Here is a 19,914-nt window from a genome sequence, read left to right on the forward strand (position 1 = left end):
CGCGTGTCGCCCCCGGTCGTTGAGCGAGCACAGCGAGTCGAAACGTGTCGCCCCGCGCGCTCAGGCCGAGGGCCACTTCCAGCTCTGGAGGCGCCCGCACATGCCGTAGCGGCGCTCGCCGGGGGCGGGCTCGCCGCGCACGACCCCCGCCTCTCCGAGCAGGCCGGGGTCGCCCGAGGCGAGCGAGACGAGCTGCTCGCGGGTGCGCTCGGTCTCGGCCGCGACCGTCGACTCCCACAGGCTCCGCCAGTGCGCGACGCGGGGCTGCACCAGCCGTGCGGCCCGGGCGTGCAGCTCGGCCAGTGCCGCGTCCCCGCGGCGTTCGAGGTCGTCGAGCAGTTCGAGATAGCCGCGGGTGGCCAGGTCGCGCCGGGCTCGCGCGGCATCCGCGCGCTCCGCATCGCCCGCGTCGGCCGGCAGCGCCGCCGCGGCGGCGTAGGCGAGGGGATCATCGAGCACGGCGGCCGGGAACGTGAGCACGGCGTCGCCCGCCTCGGGGAGTCCGGCGTTCTGCATCACCACGACGAGTTCGAGGTCGCCGTGGTTGACGAGGCGATGCACGGTGCCGGGGGAGAACCACACCACTTCGCCCGGCTCGAGCCGGTACACGGCCCGCCCGGTCGCCGAGACGGTGTGCACCTCGCCCGAGCCCGCGGTGACGACGTAGCCCTCGCTCGAAGCCGTGTGCAGGTGCGGGCTGCCGGCGCGGCATCCGTCCTCCGCCTCCCAGTCGTACACGCGCAGGCCGCTCACGGCCACGCCGCCGGGGAAGAGGGGAGTGGTCACGGCGCCAGCTCCGCCGCCAGTGCGCGCGTCTCGTCCACCGTCCACACGCGGTCGCCGAACACGTGGCGGTGGCTGAGTGACACCTCCTCGCCCGGCGCGAGCACGATCGGCTCGTCGAACGAGGCCGACGGGCTCATGATCGGGAACGGCTCGCTGCGCACGAACCACTTGATCGGCGGTGCTCCCGTCGACGAGCCGGCGAAGACGAGCACGGTGCCGCCGCCGTCGACCTCGTCGTGCTCGCCCGACAGCGCGAGCCACGGCGTCTCGGCACCCATCAGCGCATCGGCGTCCTCGGCGTCGACCGACAGCACGCGGCCGCCGGTCCAGGCGCGCGGCATCCGGATCGCGAAACCGGTGTAGCCCGCGTTCGGCCGACCCTCGGTCGTCGGGCTGCCGAGCTCGAGCTCGCGATCGGCGATGTTGCGCAGCGTGCTCGAGAAGTCGAGCTGCCAGAGCCCGCGATCGGTGTCGAGGCCGTGGAACCGGTGCGTGCGGGTCTCGGCGAACCAGTCGTCGCCCGCCTGCGTGATCCAGGTGAGCTGCTCGGTGAACGAGACCGAGGTGTCGGTCTCGGTCGTGGCAGTGAACCCGTCGTGGCGCATGCGGCCGACGTTGTCGAGCGGCACGTACCCGGTCTCGCGCTGGAACGTCGGCCCGCCCCAGAAGTTCTGGCCCGACACGGCGGTCCAGGTCATCTGCAGACCCTTGTGCCAGCGGTGGTCCCACGGGCGGAAGGCGGTGAGCTCGGCCCCGTCGAGGGCGCGGACGGGATGCAGGTAGGGCTTCGGGCCCTCCGACGCCGCGCCGCCCGGGTCGAATGCGTAGCGTGCGATGTCGACGCCGGCAGCGGTGACGGTCAGGTCTGTCTCGGTCGTTCGGAGGGTGAAGTCGGCCACGCGTCCATTGTGGCGCAGATCGACGGAAAACGCTTCCCCAGGTTCGCTCGACATAGTGCAGCGCGGCATCGACGCGGCACCGCGCCCTGACCTGGCCTGCCTCCTCTTCTTCTTCTCGCGAGCGGGCACGTTTCTCCCGAGTGGGCGCACAGGCCACGTGGTGAGCGTGCCCGCTCGCAACGAACGTGCCCGCTCGCGAGGAGTTGGGGGGAGGATGGTGAGGCGGGGGGTCAGGCGATGCGTGTTCCCGGCGGGAGGGTGCGCGCGGGCGTGCGGGTGCGGGCCGACGCCCCCCACAGCAGTGCGGCCGCGAGCACGGCCTGCAGACCGAGTCCGATGAACCAGCTCGGTGTCGAGCCGGCGATGGTCTCCTCCGCGGACTTCCAGGTGTCGTCCTGCGGTTGTGCGCACTCGTCGTAGGTGTATTCGAGCTGCGGGGGCTGCTGGGCCATGCGCACGCCGAGCTTGATCTGCCCGAACATGTCCTCGACGTTGCCCTGCCGGTCGTACGTCGTCGGGGTCGCGTCGGCGAGGATCACGAACGGGTTCGCGCTGAGGATCCACCACCAGTAGTCGTACCGGGGCACCTCGTAGGTGTAGGTCTCCCAGTCGCTGCACACGGGTTCGGCATCCTCGTCGCACGGCCAGTCCGAGGTGGACTGCTCGCCGGGGTAGCAGGGCGGTTCTTCGCCGTCGACCGCGCTGTAGTCGAGGTAGCGGGTGGTCGAGGTCACCGTCGACGTGGTGGAGTACCCGACCAGGAAGAACGCGATCACCGTGCCGATCACGAGCGCCGCGACGACCAGGTACGTCGTCGCCACCGAGAAGAGCGGACGAGCCTGGATGCCGCTGAGCGCGACGCCGATCGCCGAGATCAGGCCCACCTCGACGATGAGCACGAGCAGCGACACCAGGATGGTCAGCGCGCTGCCGCCGCCGGTGATCGTCGCGATGATCAGGAAGGGGGTGGCCACGGCGACGAAGGCGAGGCCCGTGATCCACGCGGCGAACCACTTGCCGAACAGGATCTCGGCGGTGGTCGCGAGGGTGACCTGCACCGTGGCGAGGGTCGCGGCCTCACGGTCGCCGTTGATCGCGTTGCCGCTCAGGGTGGGCGACACGAGCACGACCAGGAGCAGCGTGATGTAGACGATCGTCGAATAGATCCACGGGCCGGGCTCGGGTGCGCTGCGCCACGCCAGGAACGACAGCACCGTGACGCCAACGAGGAGCGCGGCGAAGACGCCGAGCATGACGTACCAGGAGGTGGTGCGGGTGCGCTGGGTCAGTTCCAGCCGGACGATCGTTCCGAGGCGGCGGCCGCTCATGCGCGTGTCTCCTCGTCGGGGGTGGTCGGTTCCGCAGCAGCGGACTGCTCCGCAGGCTCGGGCGGAGACGGATCGGATGCCGGTGCGCCGTCGTGGGACGCAGCCGGGACGCGTGCGGCCGCCGTCGTGCCGAGGTCGAGGAACGTGCGCTCGAGGCTGCCCTGCGCGGCGGCGAACTCGGCGACCGCCAGATCTGCCGACACCAGCGACCGGAGCGCTGCGGCAGCGGCCTCTTCGGAGTCGAAGCCGATGAGCACGTCACGCCGGTCGACGCGCACGGCGTCGGGTGCGAGACCGAGCGCGGCGGCGATCTGCTCGGCGGCGACGGATGCGTCGGCTCCGGCCAGGCGCACGCGCCACGGAGCCACACTGCGGGCAGCGGCATCCACCCGCTCCTGGGCGACGGTCTCGCCCGCCACCATGAACACCGCGTCGTCGACGACCTCTTCGAGCTCGGACAGCACATGGCTCGACACGAGCACCGTCCGGCCCTCGGCGGCGAAGCGGCGCAGCAGCGTGCGCAGCTCGATGCGCGCGAGCGGGTCGAGGCCTGACGCCGGCTCGTCGAGCAGCAGCACGCGCGGGTCGTGCACCAGGGCGCGGGCGAGTCCCAGACGCTGCTTCTGGCCGCGCGAGAGCACACGGGCGGGTGCCTTCGCGAGGTCGGCGAGCCCCACCTCGTGGAGCAGGGCGTGGGCGCGCATGGTCGCGGCGCCCTTGTCCATGTCGTGCAGCTGTCCGGTGACGACGAGGGTCTCGAGCGAGGTGAGGGCGCCCCACGCGCCGAGTGCGTCGGGCATCCACCCGATCCGCGAGCGCACCGCCTGCGGATCGGAGAGCGGATCGACGCCGTCGATGCGGATGGATCCGGCATCGGGCGCGAGCAGCGAGGCGAGCATGAGCAGCAGCGTGGTCTTGCCGGCGCCGTTCGGGCCGACCAGGCCCGTCACCCGCCCGGGCAGGACCTCGAATGTGGCGGCGCGTACGGCGTGCACGTCGCCGAACGAACGCCGCACCCCCGTCGCAGCGATCCCCGGTGTCGTCACGGTCCCACCCTAGGGGGTGAGCCGCGTGCTCCGGCCCGGCGGTCGGGGGCGTTTCGTCTCGTCGCTGCGCTCCTCGCTCAACGACCGGTGTCGGTCGCGCCTCCGTTCAGCGCGAGGAGCGAGTCGAAGCGCGCCCGGGCCGCTGCGTCGTCAGCCGCCGAGGGCTGCCGTCACGACGGCACGGGCCTCGGCCTGCACCTCGGCGAGGTGCTCGGGGCCGCGCAGCGACTCGGCGTACAGCTTGTAGACGTCTTCGGTGCCCGACGGGCGTGCGGCGAACCAGGCGTGCTCCGTCTGTACCTTGAGGCCGCCGATCGCCGCACCGTTTCCGGGTGCGTGCGACAGCTTCGCCGTGATCGGCTCGCCGGCGAGGTCGGTCGCGGTGACGGCGTCGCCCGAGAGCTTGCCGAGCGCCGCCTTCTGCGCGGGCGTCGCCGGAGCGTCGACACGCTGGTACGCGGATGCTCCGAACTCCGCCTCGAGCTCGCTGTAGCGCTGCGACGGCGTCTTGCCGGTCACCGCGAGGATCTCGGCCGCGAGCAGGCACAGCAGGATGCCGTCCTTGTCGGTGGTCCAGACCGATCCGTCGCGACGGAGGAACGACGCACCGGCCGATTCCTCGCCGCCGAACGCGACAGAGCCGTCGAGCAGGCCCGGGACGAACCACTTGAAGCCGACGGGAACCTCGAGCAGCGTGCGCCCGAGCGACTCGGCGACCCGGTCGATGATCATCGACGACACCAGGGTCTTGCCGACCGCGGCATCCGTCGGCCATCCCTCGCGGTGGGCGAACAGGTAGTCGATCGCGACGGCCAGGTAGTGGTTGGGGTTCATGAGCCCGGCGTCGGGGGTGACGATGCCGTGGCGGTCGGCGTCGGCGTCGTTGCCGGTGAGGATGTCGTACTCGTGGCGGCGGGCGACGAGGGCGGCCATCGCCGACGGCGACGACGGATCCATGCGGATCTTCTCGTCCCAGTCGAGCGTCATGAAGCGCCAGGTCGGGTCGACGTCGGGGTTCACGACGGTGAGGTCCAGCCCGTAGACCTCGGCGATCAGCGCCCAGTACTCGACGGATGCTCCGCCCAGCGGGTCGGCGCCGATCCGCACCCCGGCCGCCTTGATGGCGTCGACGTCGATGATCGTGGCGAGGTCGCGCACGTACGCGTCGCGGAAGTCGTACTGGCCGAGCGCATCCAGGTCGATGTCGGCGTGCAGCTTACGCTCGACACCGGCGAGCCCGGCCGCGATCAGCTCGTTGGCGCGATCGGCGATCCACCCGGTGGCGTCGGTGTCGGCCGGGCCGCCGTGCGGCGGGTTGTACTTGAACCCGCCGTCACGCGGCGGGTTGTGGCTCGGGGTGACGACGATGCCGTCTGCGCGGCCCGGGTCGGCGGCATCCCGTCCCGAGTTGTACGTCAGGATGGCGTGGCTCAGAGCCGGGGTCGGCACCCACGAGTCGCGGGCGTCGACGCGGACGTCGATGCCATTGGCGACCAGCACCTCGATCGCGCTGCGCTCTGCCGGCAGCGACAGGCCGTGGGTGTCGCGCCCGAGGAACAGCGGCCCCTCGATGCCCTGCGACCGGCGGTAGTCGACGATCGCCTGCGTGGTGGCGAGGATGTGCACCTCGTTGAAGCTCGCCGACAGGCTCGAGCCGCGGTGGCCGCTCGTGCCGAAGGCGACGCGCTGCTCGGCGACGGAGGGATCGGGCTTGACGTCGTAATAGGCGGCGATCAGCTCATCGATGTCGATGAGGTCGGTGGCTTCGGCGGGCTGTCCTGCGCGACTCATGCCCCCCAGTCTGCCCCCCATGAGCCGCTCGCGCACGATCCGTGACGCCGCACGCCGCACGCGCGCCGGCTCGCCGGCGTGCCGTAAGCAGGATGGATGGGCGGGCGCGCGCGTGTGCGGCCCGGAATCACGCGCCCCGCGCGGTGCGCGGCATCCGTTCGTCCTGCAATCGGCACCGGGCGGAATGCCGACAGGCCCGGGCTAGGCTGGCACCCGTGACTTCCGAGCCTGCCGTCGCGGCATCCGAGCCCGCCCGCCGCACGTACAGCTACCTCGGCCCGGCCGGAACGTTCACCGAGGCGGCTCTCGCCCAGGTTCCCGAGGCTCGCGGCCAGGTGTGGCGGCCGGTGCGCAACGTCGGCGAGGCGCTCGCCGACGTCGTCGAGGGCCGGTCGGATGCCGCCATGATCGCGATCGAGAACTCGGTCGACGGCGGCGTCTCCACCGCGCAGGACGCGCTCGCAACGGTGCCGGGCCTGCGGATCGTGGGGGAGTACCTCGTGCCCGTCGAGTTCGTGCTCGTGGGACGCCCCGGTGCCGCGCTCGCCGACGTGTCGCTCGTGGCCGCGCATCCGGTCGCCTACGCGCAGTGCCTGCAGTGGCTCACGAACGCCCTCCCGGGCCACGCCCACATCCCCGCCGCCAGCAACGTCGCGAGCGCCATGGGGCTCCTCGACGGTTCGAGCGACGCCGATGCGGCGATCGCGCCGCCCGGCATCCTCGAGCACCACGAGCTCGAGCTGCTCGCCTCGAACATCGGCGACAACGCCAACGCGGTCACGCGTTTCGTGCTGGTGAGCCGCACCGTCGCCCCGCAGCCGCAGACCGGCGCCGACAAGACCTCGCTCATCGTGGAGCTGCCCGACGATCACCCCGGCGCGCTTCTTGAGATGCTCGAGCAGTTCGCCACCCGGGGGATCAACCTGTCGCTGCTCGCATCACGGCCGATCGGCGACGCCCTCGGGCGGTATCGGTTCGTGATCGACGCCGACGGCCACATCGCCGACGAGCGCATGGCCGATGCGCTGATGGGGCTGCGGCGCTTCAGCCCGCGCGTGATCTTCCTCGGGTCGTACCCGCGCGCCGACCGTGCCGTCGTGCGCTACCCCGACCGCTACTCCGACGATGTGTTCGTCGAGGCCCGCGACTGGCTCCGCGGCCTCATCTCGGGCGAGCCCGGAGACCTGACGTGACCGCCTTCGTCCTCGACGAGAGGGTGGAGCGCGACGCCCGGGCGCTCGATCGCCTGCGGTCGGAGGCGATCGGCTGGCTCGGCACGAACGGCCGCGACGGGTTCCCGCACGCCGTGCCGGTGTGGTTCCTGTGGCACGACGACGCGGTGATCGTGTTCGTGCAGCCCGGATCGGCGAAGGCGAAGAACCTGCGGGCCGACGCGCGGGCGCTGTTCCACCTCGAGGCCGGCGACGACGGCGAGCAGATGCACGTGCTGCAGGGCACAGTCGAGATCTCGCACGCGGATGCCGCATCGTGGATCAGCCGCATCGGCGAGGCCTACCTCGGCAAGTACGCCACCGGCATCGCCGGGCTCGGCTCGACGCCCGAGCGCATGTGGGCCGACTACTCGATGGTCGTGGTCTTCCGGCCGCACAAGCTCATCGCCTGGTAGGCGTTTCGTCTCGCTCCGCTCGCTCAACGACCGGTGCCTCAGGGCGTTGAGCGAGGAGCGCAGCGACGAACGCGCGCATCCGGGCGCCTGTGCGTCCGCGGGCGCTGTGCCACCCGGTCGTTGAGCGAGGGGCGCAGCGACGAGACGAAACGCGCGCGGCTGCTGCCCCCCTGCCGCGGCCCGCGGTCGCGCAGTACCCTGGGCCTTGCTCGACCGGCTGGGGCGCCGTCGCGCCGACGGTGAGGTGACCGTCGGCGACGCGGGCTCGGCGCGCCGCCGGCGGAATCGCCGCACCGAAGGAGCGCGCCATGAGCGGAACATCCGACCCGATGAACGCGGAGCAGTTCGCCGAGCGGATGCTCGACGCGACGCTCGGCTGGATCGACGTCATGGCGGCGTACCTCGGCGACCGGCTCGGGTGGTACCGCAGCCTGGTCGACGAGGGACCGGCCACCTATCCGGAGCTCGCCGCGCGCACGGCGACTGCGCCCCGCTACGCCCGGGAATGGCTCGAGCAGCAGGCTGTGTCGGGCATCCTGACCGTGGATGCTCCGGATGCCGCGCCCGAACTGCGCCGCTACACCCTGCCTCCTGCAGCGGCCGAGGTGCTCACCGATGCCGGCAGCCTCGCCTACCTCGGGCCGATGCCGCGGCTGTTCGCCGCGACCGCGTCGGTGCTCCCTGAGCTGCTCGACGCGTACCGCACCGGCGGCGGCGTCGGGTGGGAGCGCCTCGGCGCCGACGCCCGCGAGGCGCAGGCGGGGCTGAACCGGCCGTGGTTCGGTGAACTCGCCGACGCGTTCTCCGGCGTGGACGCGATCCAGTCCGTGCTGTCGGCCCCGGGAGCACGGATCGCCGACATCGGCATGGGCGGAGGCTGGTCGTCGATCGCCCTGGCCCAGGCCTACCCGGAGCTCGTCGTGGAGGGCTTCGACATCGACGAGGCGTCGATCGAGCTCGCCCGCCGCAACGCCGACGACGCCGGGGTGTCGGACCGGGTGAGCTTCCGCAACGCCGACGGTGACGGCCTCGCGAACCACGGACGGTTCGACGCGGCGTTCGCGTTCGAGTGCATCCACGACATGGCGCGTCCCGCTGACGTTCTCGCCGCGATGCGCCTCGCCGTGCGCGAGGGCGGACCGGTCGTCATCATGGACGAGGCGGTGGCGGAGCGCTTCGGGGCACCGGGCGACGAGCTCGAGCGGCTGATGTACGGCTTCAGCCTGTTCTGCTGCCTCCCCGACGGCCTGTCGCACGCGTCGAGCGTCGGCACCGGCACGGTGATGCGCCCCGACACGCTCCGCGGCTACGCCCGAGGGGCCGGCTTCGCCGACGTCGAGATCCTGCCCATCGAGGACTTCAGCTTCTTCCGGTTCTACTCCCTGACGCGCTGAGCCCTCAGAGCCCGAGCGCGGCCGCGATGAGCTCGAGCGTCTGCGTGCGGCCGATCGCGGCATCCATCGGCTCCGCATCGTAGGCGCCGGCGATCGGCGAGATCATCACCTCGTCCACCCCGTGCTTCGCGGCGAACGCCGTGAGGGCGCTCGCGACGTCGGCGCCCGTGCCGACGAACCAGCCCGTGCGGGCGGACGCCATGATCTCGGTGGCGAGCCCGTCGAAATCGGCGGCGCCGGCGAGCGCCTGCTCGACGGTCTCGGCCGGGACGAGCGGCTTGTTCGTGCGCAGCCGCGCCATCATGCGCTGGTTGGGCAGCGACCGTGCTTCCGCTTCTTCGGCTGTGGGCGCCGCCACCGCGTTCGCGGTGAGGAAGGTGCGGGGAGCCGACAGGTGCTCCGACGGCTGGAACTGGGTGCGGTAGAGGTCGAGCGCGCGCTCGAGCCCCTGACCCGAGAAGTGGTTCGCGAACACGTACGGCAGCCCGAACGAGGCGGCGAGCTGTGCCGAGTAGTCGCTCGAGCCGAGCAGCCACACCTCGGGTGCGCCGGTCGCCGCCGGTGTCGCGTGCACGTCGTACGTGCCCCCGCTGGTGAATCGCAGCGATGCGCCCTCGGGTGAGACGAGGGCGGCGATGTCGCGCACGTGCTCGGGGAAGCGCTCGACGTCGCTCGTGGTGCCCGACTGGCGCAGCATCTGCGTGATCACCGGGTCGGAGCCGGGGGCGCGACCGATGCCGAGGTCGACGCGACCCGGCGCGAGCGCCTCGAGCGCCGCGAACTGCTCGGCCACGACGAGTGGCGAGTGGTTGGGGAGCATCACGCCGCCCGAGCCGACGCGGATGCGGGTGGTGCGGGCGGCCGCCGCGGCGGCGAGCACCGGCGGTGTGGTCGACGCGACCGCCGGCATGTTGTGGTGCTCGGCGAACCAGAACCGCCGGAATCCGAGTCGATCCGCCGTCGCGGCGAGGGCGAGGGATGCTGCGACCGCCTGTGCGCTGGTCTGCCCGGTGCGCACCGGAACCAGGTCGAGGACCGAGAGGGAGAGGGCGGACTGGTCGGGGGCGGGGGTCGCGGTGCTCATCACACGGGTGCAACCCCCGCCGCGGCATCCGGTATTCCGCGGATGCGCGTCCGGATCAGGGGAGCCGGTTCGCCTTCGCCGCGTTCTCGCGCAGCTCGGCGGCGGTCTGGCGCACCACGTACGCCGGGCGGTCGCGCTCGAGACGCCACGATTCGCTGAGCGGCCCGACGTTCACGGTGTCGAAGCCGAGCCGGTCGTACAGGTCGGTGACGAGGGCGACCGCCTCGTCGTGGTCGCTCGCGGTGCCGAGCGCACGGCGGTCGGGGTCGCCCGCGGGCAGGCCCGTCGTGTTGATGTCGGACGCGTAGAGGTGGTTGAACGCCTTGACGACGTGCGAGGTCGGCAGGTGCTGCTGCAGCAGTTCCGAGGTTGTCGTCTCGCCGCGGTCGAGCGCGTCGATGTGGCCGTCGCGCTCGAAGTAGTAGTTGTTCGTGTCGAGCACGACCTTGCCGGCGAGCGGGGCCACCGGCACCTGGTCGAGGGCCTTCAGCGGAACCGTCACGACCGCGATGTCGGCTGCGGCCGCGGAATCCGTCGCCGTCGCCGCCCTGACGTTGTCGCCCAGCCCCGCGACGAGCTCCGCGAGCGTCTCCGGCCCGCGCGAGTTCGAGATCACCACGTCGTAGCCGAGACCCGAGAAGGCCTGGGCGAGCGCGCTGCCGATGTGTCCTGCACCGATGATTCCGATCGTTGTCATGGTGAGGCGCAACGGCGCCCGTCGCGCGGCTATTCCGGCGGGGTGATCGGGTTTCCGCGTGTGACGGTGTGGTGCCTCAGGGGACGAGGTGCAGCTCGCGACCCGACGTGATGAAGTGCAGCCGCGCCGTCTGCTCGAGCTCCTCGAGCGCGTCGGCCGCGGCGCGGACGTCCTTCGCCGAGACGACCGGTCCGTGGTTGCGCAGCAGGAGAGCGTTGGTGGACGCCGCCTCCGCGCGGGCGAGCGGGCCGAGCCCGTCGTCACCGGGCGCGTAGTACGGCAGCAGCGGCAGCCGCTCGATGCGCATCGTGTAGTACGCCGTGAGGCGGGGGAGCACGTCGCGCTCGTCGAGACCGGCGAGGGCGGACAGCGCCGCGGAGTACAGCGAGTGCGTATGGACCACCGCGCCGTCCTGCGGCCGCGCCGCGAGCACGGCGGCATGGAGAAACGCCTCCTTCGTCGGCGCAGGGCCGTCGAGGTGCGTGCCGTCGAGATCGATGAGCGACAGATCCTCCGGCGTCACCACGCCGAGGCTCACGCCGGTGGGAGTGACGAGGATGCCTCGCTCCGTCCGTGCCGATACGTTGCCGGTGCTGCCGTGTGTGTACCCGCGCGCGAAGAGCGAGTGCGCGACCCCCACGACGTCCGCGCGGAGGCGGCTGTCAGTGCCCGTCATGCGACCAGTCCTCCGACGCGCTCGCCGCCGACGGCGTCCGCCAGGAGGTTCTCGTCGCCGAAGTTCCCGGACTTCAGCAGGAGCGTGAGCGGACGTGGGCCGAGCGTGCGGATCCAGGGAACGCCCGGGGCCGCTTCGAGGCCGATCTCGGCACCGTCGACCGCGAGCGCCTGCACCACCGCGCCCGACGTCTCACCGCCGGCGACCACGATGCGCGTGACGCCCCGCTCGACGAGACCGCGGGCCACCAGGCCCATCGTCGTCTCCAGGAGTGTCGATGCCTCGGCGACGCCGAGGCGCTCCTGCACCTCGCGCAGCTCGGCGGGCGGGAGCGACGAATACACGAGCGGGCCGTCTGCCAGATCCTGCTGGTCGATCCAGGCGAGGGCGTCGGCGGCGAGATCCTCGGGTCGCGCGTCGCGCTCGGCGCGGACGTGGAGCGCGGGATGCCCGCGTTCGGCCATGATCGCGATCTGCTGAAGGGTGCGGGCCGAGCAGCTGCCGGCCAGGGCGACCCCGGGAAGCGACGGATCGATGTCGGCGGGCGCGGAATCCAGCCCGGAGTATGCGGTCGCGCGGCGTTCCAGCGCGACCGCTCCGAGGGCGGCGGCGAGCCCGGCGGCTCCGGTCAGGAGCGGCTCGTCGATGAAGGCGCGGGCGACGTGGAGGAGATCGACGTCGTCGATCGCGTCGATGACGGCGTACGAGCGGTCGGGGAGGGCCTCGACCCGCTGTCGCAGGGCGGCGCTGCCCTCCCGCACCTCCTCCAGATCGAGCAGTGCGATCGGTCGCGCGGTCTGCGGTGCGAGCAGATCCGCGACCGACGACTTGCGCATCGGAGTGAGCGGATGGTGGCGCATCGGCGACTGCGACAGCAGCTGGCGCCCGACGAAGAGGTTGCCCATGTACTGCGTGCGCCGGTGCGGGGGAGAGCTCGGCACGATCGGCGTCACACGCGCCCCGCTGAGGTCGGCGAGTGCGTCGGCCACCGGGCCGATGTTCCCCTCCGGCCGGGAGTCGAAGGTGGAGCAGTACTTGAAGTACAGCTGGGTGGCGCCGTTCTCCTGGAGCCACCGCGCGGCAGCCGTCGACTCCGAGACCGCGTCGTCGACCGGCACGGTGCGCGTCTTCAGCGCGATCACGACGGCGTCGGCGGGCGCGTCGATCGCGTGGCCGGGGATGCCGAAATACACGAGGGTCCGCATGCCCGCGCGACGGAACGCCACGGCGACATCCGTCGCGCCGGTGAAGTCGTCCGCGATGGCGCCGATCATGCGCTCGCCCTTTCGTGTGCCACGAGCGACGCGAGCGAGCGCGCAGCGCTTCCGGGCGTCGTGATGACGGGCAGCCCCGTGAGCTCGGCCACCGCCTCCGCGGCGGGCGCGAGCGAGTACTGAGCGAGGAAGATCGCGTCGGCGGAGTCGCGGACCGGAGCCGTCGCGGCGGCGATGCTCTCCGCCAGCGCGAGCGGGCTCGTCGCGGTGTGGGCACCCTCGGCGATCACGCCGACGATCGTGAGCGCCGAGTGGCGCGGCAGCGAGGCGCGCAGGCGTGCGGTGGAGTCCTCGAGCGCCTCGGCGAGGGGAGCGACCAGGATGATGCGGGAGTAGTCGAGCTCCGCGATCTCGGCGAACGCCGCATCGTCGGCCGTGAGCACGGGCACGTCGATGTGACCGGCGAGCGAGCGAACGACGCTGCCGTAGAGAGAGCAGGTCACGAGCACGCCGTCGGCTCCACCGCGCACCGCGTGATCGATGAGGCGACCCATCCGTTCGCGTTCCTCGGTGCGGATCCCGTGGGCGCGGGCGTCGGTCAGGAGACGATCGTCGAGGATGTTCCACACCTCGACGCCGGTCACGTTGGCGTCGATGGCGGATGCGGCCGGACCGATCGCCGCGGACACGGCGCTGATCACCGCGATGCGGGGAGTGTCGAGAACCACGGGAATTCCTCCAGAGCGAGTGCGATGGAGAAACTATAGCGAAAACTGGATTACTGGTCGACCACTTATCGCCAAGTTGCGATCGTCACGCCGAATAGGATCGGGTCATGACCACTGAGGTTCCCGATTCAGCCGAGCGTCGTCGCGGGCGCCCGCCGCGGGCTGCGGGTGCCGTCGAAGGGCTGCGGGAGATCACCTTCTCGCCGGTCGAGCCGCCGTCCAACGAGATCGCCCGTGCGATCATCGACTACATCCTGTCGGGGCATGTGGCCGCGGGCGACAAGCTCCCCTCGGAGCGGCAGTTCGCCGAGTCGTTCGGGATCGGTCGATCCATCGTGCGCGAGGCGCTCAAATCGCTGGGACTCCTGGGCGTGGTCGAGTTCCGCCACGGCGGTGGAACCTACTTCCGCGGTGCCGACTCGGTGTTCCTCCCGCGGGTCATCGAGTGGGGGCTGCTGCTGGGCGGCCGCCAGGCGTCCGACCTCGTCGAGGCCCGGAAGTTCCTGGAACAGGCCACGGCTCGCCTCGCCGCCGAACGCCGCACGCCCGAGCAGCTGGAGGCGATCGAAGCGGCGCTCGCCGCCATGGAGCGCGCCGTCACCACCGAGCAGTTCGTCGATGCCGATGTCGCGTTCCACCTCGCCATCGCCGATGCCGCGGGCAACGAGGCGCTCGGCAACATGCTGAAGTCGATCGCCGCTCTGCTGCGGGTCTGGATCCATCGCGTGATGTCGGCCGCAGAGACGTTCGAGCCCTCGTACCGCGAGCACGTCCCGGTCTACGAGGCGATTCGCGACGGCGACCCGGAGGGGGCGGAGGCGTACATGCGGACGCACATGCGCCTCGCCGGCGGACGCCTCATCGACACCCTCTCGACGGCCTCCGCCGACGGGGGCGGACCCGACGCGGACTGAGCTCATCCCTTCGCATTTCTTATTTTGTGGTTGACCAGTCGACCACTTGGGGTAATACTGTCTTCGGCGCAGGTGCGCCACATCCGCTCTCCCGGATGCCATCCCACACTCCACGACGACGTGATCGCCGCCGAGACGAAGACGACCCAGGAACGCGAGGCTCCCCGTGATCTATCACCACCTGTTCAACCGCACGGATCACCCCGTCGTGACCGCCGCAGTGATCGGCGCCGGCCAGTACTCGACGGCCGTGGTGACCCAGGCGGCGTACACGCCCGGACTCACGGTCCGCGTCGTCGCCGACATCAACCTCGAGAACGCGATCGGCGCCTACCTCAAGTCCGGACTCACGACCGACGACTTCGCGTATGCCGACACCGCTGAGGCCGCGCAGGCGATCCTCGACGGCGGCGGACGTGTCGTCACCGACCGGGCCGACATCGTGGCACTCCTGCCCGCCATCGACATCGTCTGCGAAGGCACCGGCATCCCCGAGGCGAGCGCCCGCTACGCCCGCGACGCGATCGCCGCCGGCAAGCACGTCGCGATGGTCACGAAAGACACCGATGTCACCGTCGGTCCCGAGCTTCGCGCGCTCGCCGTCGAAGCCGGCGTCGTCTACACGCCCGTCGACGGCGATCAGCACGGTCTGCTCGTGCAGCTGGTGGAGTGGGCGAAGCTGGTCGGCCTCGACGTGATCGCCGCCGGCAAGGCCACCGACGGTGAGTACATCTACGACCCCGAAGCCTCGACGGTGCGCATCCACACCGACAAGAAGATCCACGCGCCGTTCGTCGAGGAGATCACGGTTGCTCCGGAGGATCGCAAGTGGCTCGCGAAGATCCCGGAGGGGGAGTCGTTCCGCTACATCGAGGAGCGCCGCCGGATCCTCGCCCGGCTTCCGCAGCCCGGCTCGTACGACCTGTGCGAGATGGCGATCGCCGCCAACTACCTCGGCTTCGCGCCGCAGGTGGACACGCTCGAGCACGCGCCCCTCCGGATCACCGAGATCCCCGTCGCCTACGCTCTCGTCGGCGACGGCGGCATCTACGCGGCGCCCGGCGCGATCGATCTGGCGACGTGCCTGCGCACCCCCGACGAGTCGGGACTCGGGGGCGGCGTATGGATCACCGTGCGCGCCGAGAACGAGTACTCGAACCACATCCTCACCACCAAGGGGCAGATCGCGAACGCCGATGGCACCGCGACGGTCATCTACCGCCCGTACCACCTCTGTGGAGTCGAGACCTCGGTGAGCCTCCTCGCCGCCGTGCAGCTCGGCGTCGACACGGGTGCCGAGACCTACCGTCCGCACTTCGACCTCATCAAAGTCGCCGCGCACGACATCAAGGCCGGCGACGTCTTCGGCAACGACCACAGCCCGCAGACCACGGCGCGCATCGTCCCGGCGGCGCGCATCGCCGCAGACAACGCGGCAGCCGCGCACCTGCTCACCGGCAATCGCGCCACGCGCGACATCCCCGCCGGAACGGTCATCACCTACGACATGGTCGAGCGCCCGGAGGCGTCGGCGCTCTGGGAGTTGCGCGAGCAGCAGGACGACCGCTTCGAGCTCGCCGAGGCTGGCCTTCCCGCCGGCGTCGCCCGCTGACCCGATCCCTCCCTCATCCGCGTACGTAAAGGAGCGTATTTCCTGTGATCACCCTGTTCGCGTGGCTCACGATCCTCGTCTTCATGACGTTGATCATGCTCAAGCGCATCCACCCGTTCGTCGGGCTCGCCCTCGTGCCGATCGTGTTCGCCATCGTCGGCGCGTTCTTCGGCATCTTCACCGATTCGGTCGCGACCTACCTCGAGATGGCGCCCGCCGATGTGACGCTGCTCAACCAGTTCCAGGCCATTGGCGACTGGTCGCTCGACGGCATGATCCAGACGTCGAAGACGGCGTTCATGCTGCTCTTCGCCATCCTGTTCTTCTCGGTGATGCTCACCGTCGGGCTGTTCGATCCGGTGACCAAGCAGATCCTGCGGATCGCGAAGGGTGACCCCCTGAAGATCCTCGTCGGAACGGGGATCATCTCGGCGGTCGTCTCGCTCTCCGGCGACGGCACGACGACGACTCTGATCGTCTGCTCGGCCCTCATCCCGATCTACCGCAAGCTCGGCCTCAGGCTCATGGACCTCGCGGTGATCCTGATCCTGATGAACACGATCCTGAACCTGCTCCCGTGGAGCGGCCCGACGGCGCGAATGCTGGCGGTCCTCCCCGAGGTGACGGCCAACGAGATCTTGCAGGCGCTGCTGCTGCCGATGGCGCTGTCGATCGCGTTCATGCTGCTGGTGTGCGTCTACCGCGGCTTGCGCGAGCGCAAGCGACTCGGCATCTCGGAACTCACCAACGCCGAGATCGACGAGCTGATGGAGTCCCGCAAGCTCGACAGCGGCGTCATGACCGTGACGCGCAACCGCACGATCATGACGATCAACGCCGTGCTCACCATCGGCGCGCTCACGGTGCTGATGATGGGTCTGTTCGAGCCGGTGTTCATCTTCCTCTTCGGCACGCTCATCGCGATGGCGATCAACTTCCCGGTGATCCCCGAGCTGAAGAAGTTCCTCGACTCGGTGTCGGCCGACGTGCTGGCCACCGTGATCATGGTCATCGCCGCAGGTGTGTTTATGGGCATCTTCACCAACTCGGGCATGTCGACGGCCGTCGCCAACAGCCTCGTCGACGTCTTCCCGCCGGCGTTCGGCGACTCCTGGCCGTTCGTCGTCGCGCTGGTGTCGGCCCCGGGCGGGTTCTTCATCTCGAACGACGCGTTCTTCTACGGGGTGCTGCCGGTGCTCGCCGAGGCCGGCCAGCAGTACGGGTTCTCGCAGTTCGACATGGGGTACGCCTCACTGATGGGACAGGCGTTCCACATGCTGAGCCCGCTGACGGCGTTCATCTACCTGCTGCTCAACCTCACGAAGGTCGACATGGGCGAGTGGCAGCGCAGCGCCGGCAAGTGGGCAGCGGGCATCTTCGTGATTATGATCGGCACATCGTTCGCGACCGGAGCGATCCCGGTGCCGGTGCTCCCGGTCGGCTCGTGGCAGTTCTGGCTCGTGGTGGTGGCGTTCGTCGCCGTCGTCGCGGCGATCGTGACTCTGGTCGAGCGGCGCCGTCGCAAGCGCCGCGCGATGGCCGGCGAGTCGCCGCAGTCCGAGAAGACCGACGCGCATGACCGCGAGGAGTCCGTGCCCGCGAGCTGAGCACGTGGTGAGCGGAGGGGTCGGCCGTCAGGCCGGCCCCTTCGTCGCGCGCGCCGCCTGCTTCACATGCTCGTAGGCCGCGAGGGCGGCCTTGCGGGTCTCTCCGAGGTCGACGATCGGCTCGGGCGGGTTCTCGGACACGTGCTCGGGCGCCCACTCGCCGATGTACCGGCGATCGGGATCGAACTTCTTCGCCTGCAGCTCGGGGTTGAAGACGCGGAAGTACGGTGCCGCGTCGGCGCCCGAGCCGGCGACCCACTGCCAGTTGAAGGGGTTGCTCGCGGCATCCGCGTCGACGAGCGTGTCCCAGTACCACTGCTCGCCCAGCCGCCAGTCCACGAGCAGATTCTTGATCAGGAATGACGCCGTGACCATGCGTACGCGGTTGTGCATGAACCCGGTGGTCCACAGCTCGCGCATGCCGGCGTCGACGAGCGGCACGCCGGTGCGCCCGCGTCGCCACGCGGTCAGTGCGGCCTCGTCGAGGGGCGGCCACGGGAACGCGTCGAACTCCGGGCGCAGGTTGTCGGTCGCGAGGTCCGGGAACCGATAGAGCGTGTGCCAGGCGAACTCGCGCCAGCCGAGTTCGGAGAGGAACGCGCCGCCATGGCCGCCGGCCAGCGTCTCGCGCCACACCGTGTGCGGACTGAGCTCGCCCCACCGCAGCCGCGGCGACAGCAGCGAGGTCGCACCGGCGGCCGGTTCGTCGCGGGAGCGGTCGTAGCCGGCCAGGTCGTCGTCGAGGAACTCGCGCAGCCGCCGTCGCGCCGCGAGCTCGCCCGGCTCCCACGCGTCGCGGAGCCCGCCCGCCCAGTCGGGGTTGCGGGGGAGGAGCCCCCACGCATCCAGGTCGTCGGATGCGACGGCATCCGTCGCTCCCGATACGTGCCGCGGCTCCGCCAGCGGCGTGCGGGGCGCCGGCCCGGCGAGGCAGGCGCGCCAGAACGGCGTGTAGACCGAGAAGGGCGTGCCGGCGCCGGTGGTCACGGTCCAGGGCTCGAACAGGACGGATGCCGCGAACGAGCGCACTTCGATGCCGCGGTCGCGCAGCGACGCCTTGAGTGCCGTGTCGATCGCCCGCTCCGGCCCGCCGTAGCGCCGGTTCCAGAAGACCGCGCCGGCACCGGCATCCGTCACCGTCTCGGCGACCACCCGCTCGGCAGGGCCCAGGCGTAGCACGAGCGCGGCGCCGCGGTCGCGCAGGCGCTCGTCGAGGGAGGCGAGCGAGTGGTGCAGCCACCACCGCGCCGCGCCGCCGAGCGGGCGCATACCGGGCGACTCCTCGTCGAGCACGAAGAGCACGAGGAGGGGCTCGCCGCGATCGACGGCTGCGCGCAGAGCCGGGTTGTCGGCCAGGCGCAGGTCGTCGCGCAGCCACACGATGCTCGGGCCGGTCATCGTTCCATCCTGCCCCGCACCGCCGTGCCGGTCACAGCCCCGACAGGTCGTGCCCCTTCGGCACCGCGATGATCAGCGCACCCGCCTCGACGCGGGTCGTGACCCGCACGGCCTCGCCGAACTCGTCGCCGTCGAGCTGCACCGGCTGCGCCTCGTTCGTGGCGATCTCGATGCCGGCACCGCGCGAGTAGCGGATCGCGTTGTCCTTGGTACGCAGCGACAGGGCGCGGCGGCCGGCGCGGAAGCGGCGCAGCACCGAGTTGTCCCACGCGACGCGGCGCCAGATGAAGATCCACCCGAGCGGTCCCTTGGGCTGGAAGATCACGATGTCGAGGGCGCCGTCGACGATGGATGCCTCGGGGATGAGGTCGAGCCCGGCGGGGAGCTTGCCGCAGTTGGCGAACAGCACGCTCTGCACCTTGGCCGAGTGCAGGCGGTGCCCGGGCAGCTCGTACATGACGCGGAAGGGCTTTGCGCCGGGGAGCGACCGCGCCGCGCCGTCGACGTACGCCACCCAGCCGACCTGCTTCTTCAGCTGCGGGTTCGTGTTGGCGATCATCGCGGCATCCAGGCCGATGCCGCCCATCACCACGAACGCGCGGTCCTCGCTCGTGCCGTCGGCGCGCGCGAGCGTCGACCAGCCGATGTCCATCGGCACGGTGTCGCCGGTGAACGCCGCGGTCACCATCGCGTCGGGCGAGGTGAGGGGGAGCCTGAGGTTGCGGGCGAGCAGGTTGCCGGTGCCGCTCGGCACGATCGACAGGGGCACGCCCGATCCGCTCATCGCCTCGGAGACCGCCCGCACGGTGCCGTCGCCGCCGGCGACGAGCACGATGTCTGCGCCCGCCTCGAGGGCTTCGCGGGTCACGCCGTCGCCGAGGTCTTCGGGGGTCGTCTCGTAGAAGTGCGGAGCGCCCCACCCGGCAGCCGCGGCGGCCTGCTCGACCGTGGCGCGCAGCTTCGGGCCGTCGGCCTTGATCGGGTTGTAGACGAGCGCAGCCCGCTTGGAGGCCGTGGCTTCGTCTGTCATGGTCACACGATAGCCGCAGGCGGTGAACCCCGGCGCCCCGGGCGAACGGTTCCGGATGCTGCGCCCGAAGCCGCGACTAAGCT

At 71.1% G+C, this 19,914-nt stretch carries 18 protein-coding genes; 6 read left to right on the plus strand and 12 right to left on the minus strand.

What is annotated here, in order from left to right; translation table 11 throughout:
* Positions 1-60: 60 nt before the first annotated feature.
* From JOD63_RS17125 to pgm, 5 genes are all read right to left on the minus strand, one after another.
* Positions 61-786 (minus strand): cupin domain-containing protein, encoded by a 726-nt coding sequence (locus JOD63_RS17125; RefSeq protein WP_045274620.1) that lies wholly within the window; start codon positions 784-786, stop codon positions 61-63.
* Entirely contained in the window at positions 783-1,685 is a 903-nt protein-coding gene (locus JOD63_RS17130) for a DUF6807 domain-containing protein (protein ID WP_045274619.1), read from the minus strand. The genes JOD63_RS17125 and JOD63_RS17130 overlap by 4 nt, the downstream gene beginning before the upstream one ends.
* Positions 1,686-1,915: 230 nt before the next feature.
* Positions 1,916-3,013 (minus strand): ABC transporter permease, encoded by a 1,098-nt coding sequence (locus JOD63_RS17135; protein ID WP_045274618.1) that lies wholly within the window; start codon positions 3,011-3,013, stop codon positions 1,916-1,918.
* Positions 3,010-4,059 carry an ABC transporter ATP-binding protein gene (locus JOD63_RS17140; RefSeq protein ID WP_045274617.1) on the minus strand — a complete coding sequence of 350 codons (1,050 nt, stop codon included), beginning with the start codon at positions 4,057-4,059 and terminating at the stop codon, positions 3,010-3,012. The genes JOD63_RS17135 and JOD63_RS17140 overlap by 4 nt, the downstream gene beginning before the upstream one ends.
* A gap of 150 nt (positions 4,060-4,209) precedes the next feature.
* On the minus strand, positions 4,210-5,850 hold the full coding sequence (gene pgm / locus JOD63_RS17145; RefSeq protein ID WP_045274616.1) for a phosphoglucomutase (alpha-D-glucose-1,6-bisphosphate-dependent): 1,641 nt from the start codon (positions 5,848-5,850) through the stop codon (positions 4,210-4,212).
* 215 nt (positions 5,851-6,065) lie between these two features.
* Here pgm and pheA point away from each other — a divergent pair, with 215 nt between their 5' ends.
* The 3 genes from pheA (at position 6,066) to JOD63_RS17160 (ending at position 8,871) form a co-directional block, all read left to right on the plus strand.
* On the plus strand, positions 6,066-7,043 hold the full coding sequence (pheA, locus tag JOD63_RS17150) for a prephenate dehydratase (protein WP_045274615.1): 978 nt from the start codon (positions 6,066-6,068) through the stop codon (positions 7,041-7,043).
* Positions 7,040-7,477 carry a pyridoxamine 5'-phosphate oxidase family protein gene (locus JOD63_RS17155; RefSeq protein ID WP_045274614.1) on the plus strand — a complete coding sequence of 146 codons (438 nt, stop codon included), beginning with the start codon at positions 7,040-7,042 and terminating at the stop codon, positions 7,475-7,477. The genes pheA and JOD63_RS17155 overlap by 4 nt, the downstream gene beginning before the upstream one ends.
* A 308-nt stretch (positions 7,478-7,785) precedes the next feature.
* Entirely contained in the window at positions 7,786-8,871 is a 1,086-nt protein-coding gene (locus JOD63_RS17160) for a class I SAM-dependent methyltransferase (RefSeq protein WP_045274613.1), read from the plus strand.
* Positions 8,872-8,875: 4 nt separating this feature from the next.
* Here the strand turns inward: JOD63_RS17160 and JOD63_RS17165 are convergent, their stop codons facing one another.
* The 5 genes from JOD63_RS17165 to JOD63_RS17185 form a co-directional block, all read right to left on the minus strand.
* A complete protein-coding gene (locus JOD63_RS17165) occupies positions 8,876-9,955 on the minus strand; it encodes an MsnO8 family LLM class oxidoreductase (protein WP_045274612.1) in 1,080 nt (359 codons plus the stop codon).
* 55 nt (positions 9,956-10,010) lie between these two features.
* Complete coding sequence (locus JOD63_RS17170; RefSeq protein ID WP_342667283.1) at positions 10,011-10,664, minus strand: NADPH-dependent F420 reductase; 654 nt, start codon at positions 10,662-10,664, stop codon at positions 10,011-10,013.
* A 64-nt stretch (positions 10,665-10,728) separates the two neighbouring features.
* Complete coding sequence (locus JOD63_RS17175; protein ID WP_045274610.1) at positions 10,729-11,328, minus strand: class II aldolase/adducin family protein; 600 nt, start codon at positions 11,326-11,328, stop codon at positions 10,729-10,731.
* Positions 11,325-12,602, minus strand: coding sequence for a 3-oxo-tetronate kinase (gene otnK, locus JOD63_RS17180; RefSeq protein ID WP_045274609.1), 1,278 nt, complete (start codon positions 12,600-12,602; stop codon positions 11,325-11,327). Before otnK ends, JOD63_RS17175 begins: the two co-directional genes overlap by 4 nt.
* Positions 12,599-13,270, minus strand: a complete 672-nt coding sequence (locus JOD63_RS17185; RefSeq protein WP_052682367.1) for an aspartate/glutamate racemase family protein — start codon at positions 13,268-13,270, stop codon at positions 12,599-12,601. The genes otnK and JOD63_RS17185 overlap by 4 nt, the downstream gene beginning before the upstream one ends.
* 107 nt (positions 13,271-13,377) lie before the next feature.
* On the opposite strand from JOD63_RS17185, the gene JOD63_RS17190 reads away from it, so the two are divergent.
* The 3 genes from JOD63_RS17190 (at position 13,378) to JOD63_RS17200 (ending at position 17,403) form a co-directional block, all read left to right on the plus strand.
* Positions 13,378-14,184 carry a FadR/GntR family transcriptional regulator gene (locus JOD63_RS17190; protein WP_052682366.1) on the plus strand — a complete coding sequence of 269 codons (807 nt, stop codon included), beginning with the start codon at positions 13,378-13,380 and terminating at the stop codon, positions 14,182-14,184.
* 166 nt (positions 14,185-14,350) lie between these two features.
* Entirely contained in the window at positions 14,351-15,796 is a 1,446-nt protein-coding gene (locus JOD63_RS18310) for an SAF domain-containing protein (RefSeq protein ID WP_045274608.1), read from the plus strand.
* A gap of 44 nt (positions 15,797-15,840) precedes the next feature.
* Entirely contained in the window at positions 15,841-17,403 is a 1,563-nt protein-coding gene (locus JOD63_RS17200) for a CitMHS family transporter (RefSeq protein ID WP_245617941.1), read from the plus strand.
* A gap of 27 nt (positions 17,404-17,430) precedes the next feature.
* Here the strand turns inward: JOD63_RS17200 and JOD63_RS17205 are convergent, their stop codons facing one another.
* Both JOD63_RS17205 and JOD63_RS17210 read right to left on the minus strand, forming a co-directional pair.
* Positions 17,431-18,801: a cryptochrome/photolyase family protein gene (locus JOD63_RS17205; RefSeq protein WP_045274607.1), complete on the minus strand. Its 1,371-nt coding sequence runs from the start codon at positions 18,799-18,801 to the stop codon at positions 17,431-17,433.
* Positions 18,802-18,832: 31 nt separating this feature from the next.
* Entirely contained in the window at positions 18,833-19,831 is a 999-nt protein-coding gene (locus JOD63_RS17210; protein WP_045274631.1) for a diacylglycerol/lipid kinase family protein, read from the minus strand.
* Between the last annotated feature and the right edge of the window lie 83 nt (positions 19,832-19,914).

Origin of the sequence: Microbacterium terrae (assembly GCF_017831975.1) — a bacterium.
Lineage (GTDB): Bacteria > Actinomycetota > Actinomycetes > Actinomycetales > Microbacteriaceae > Microbacterium > Microbacterium terrae.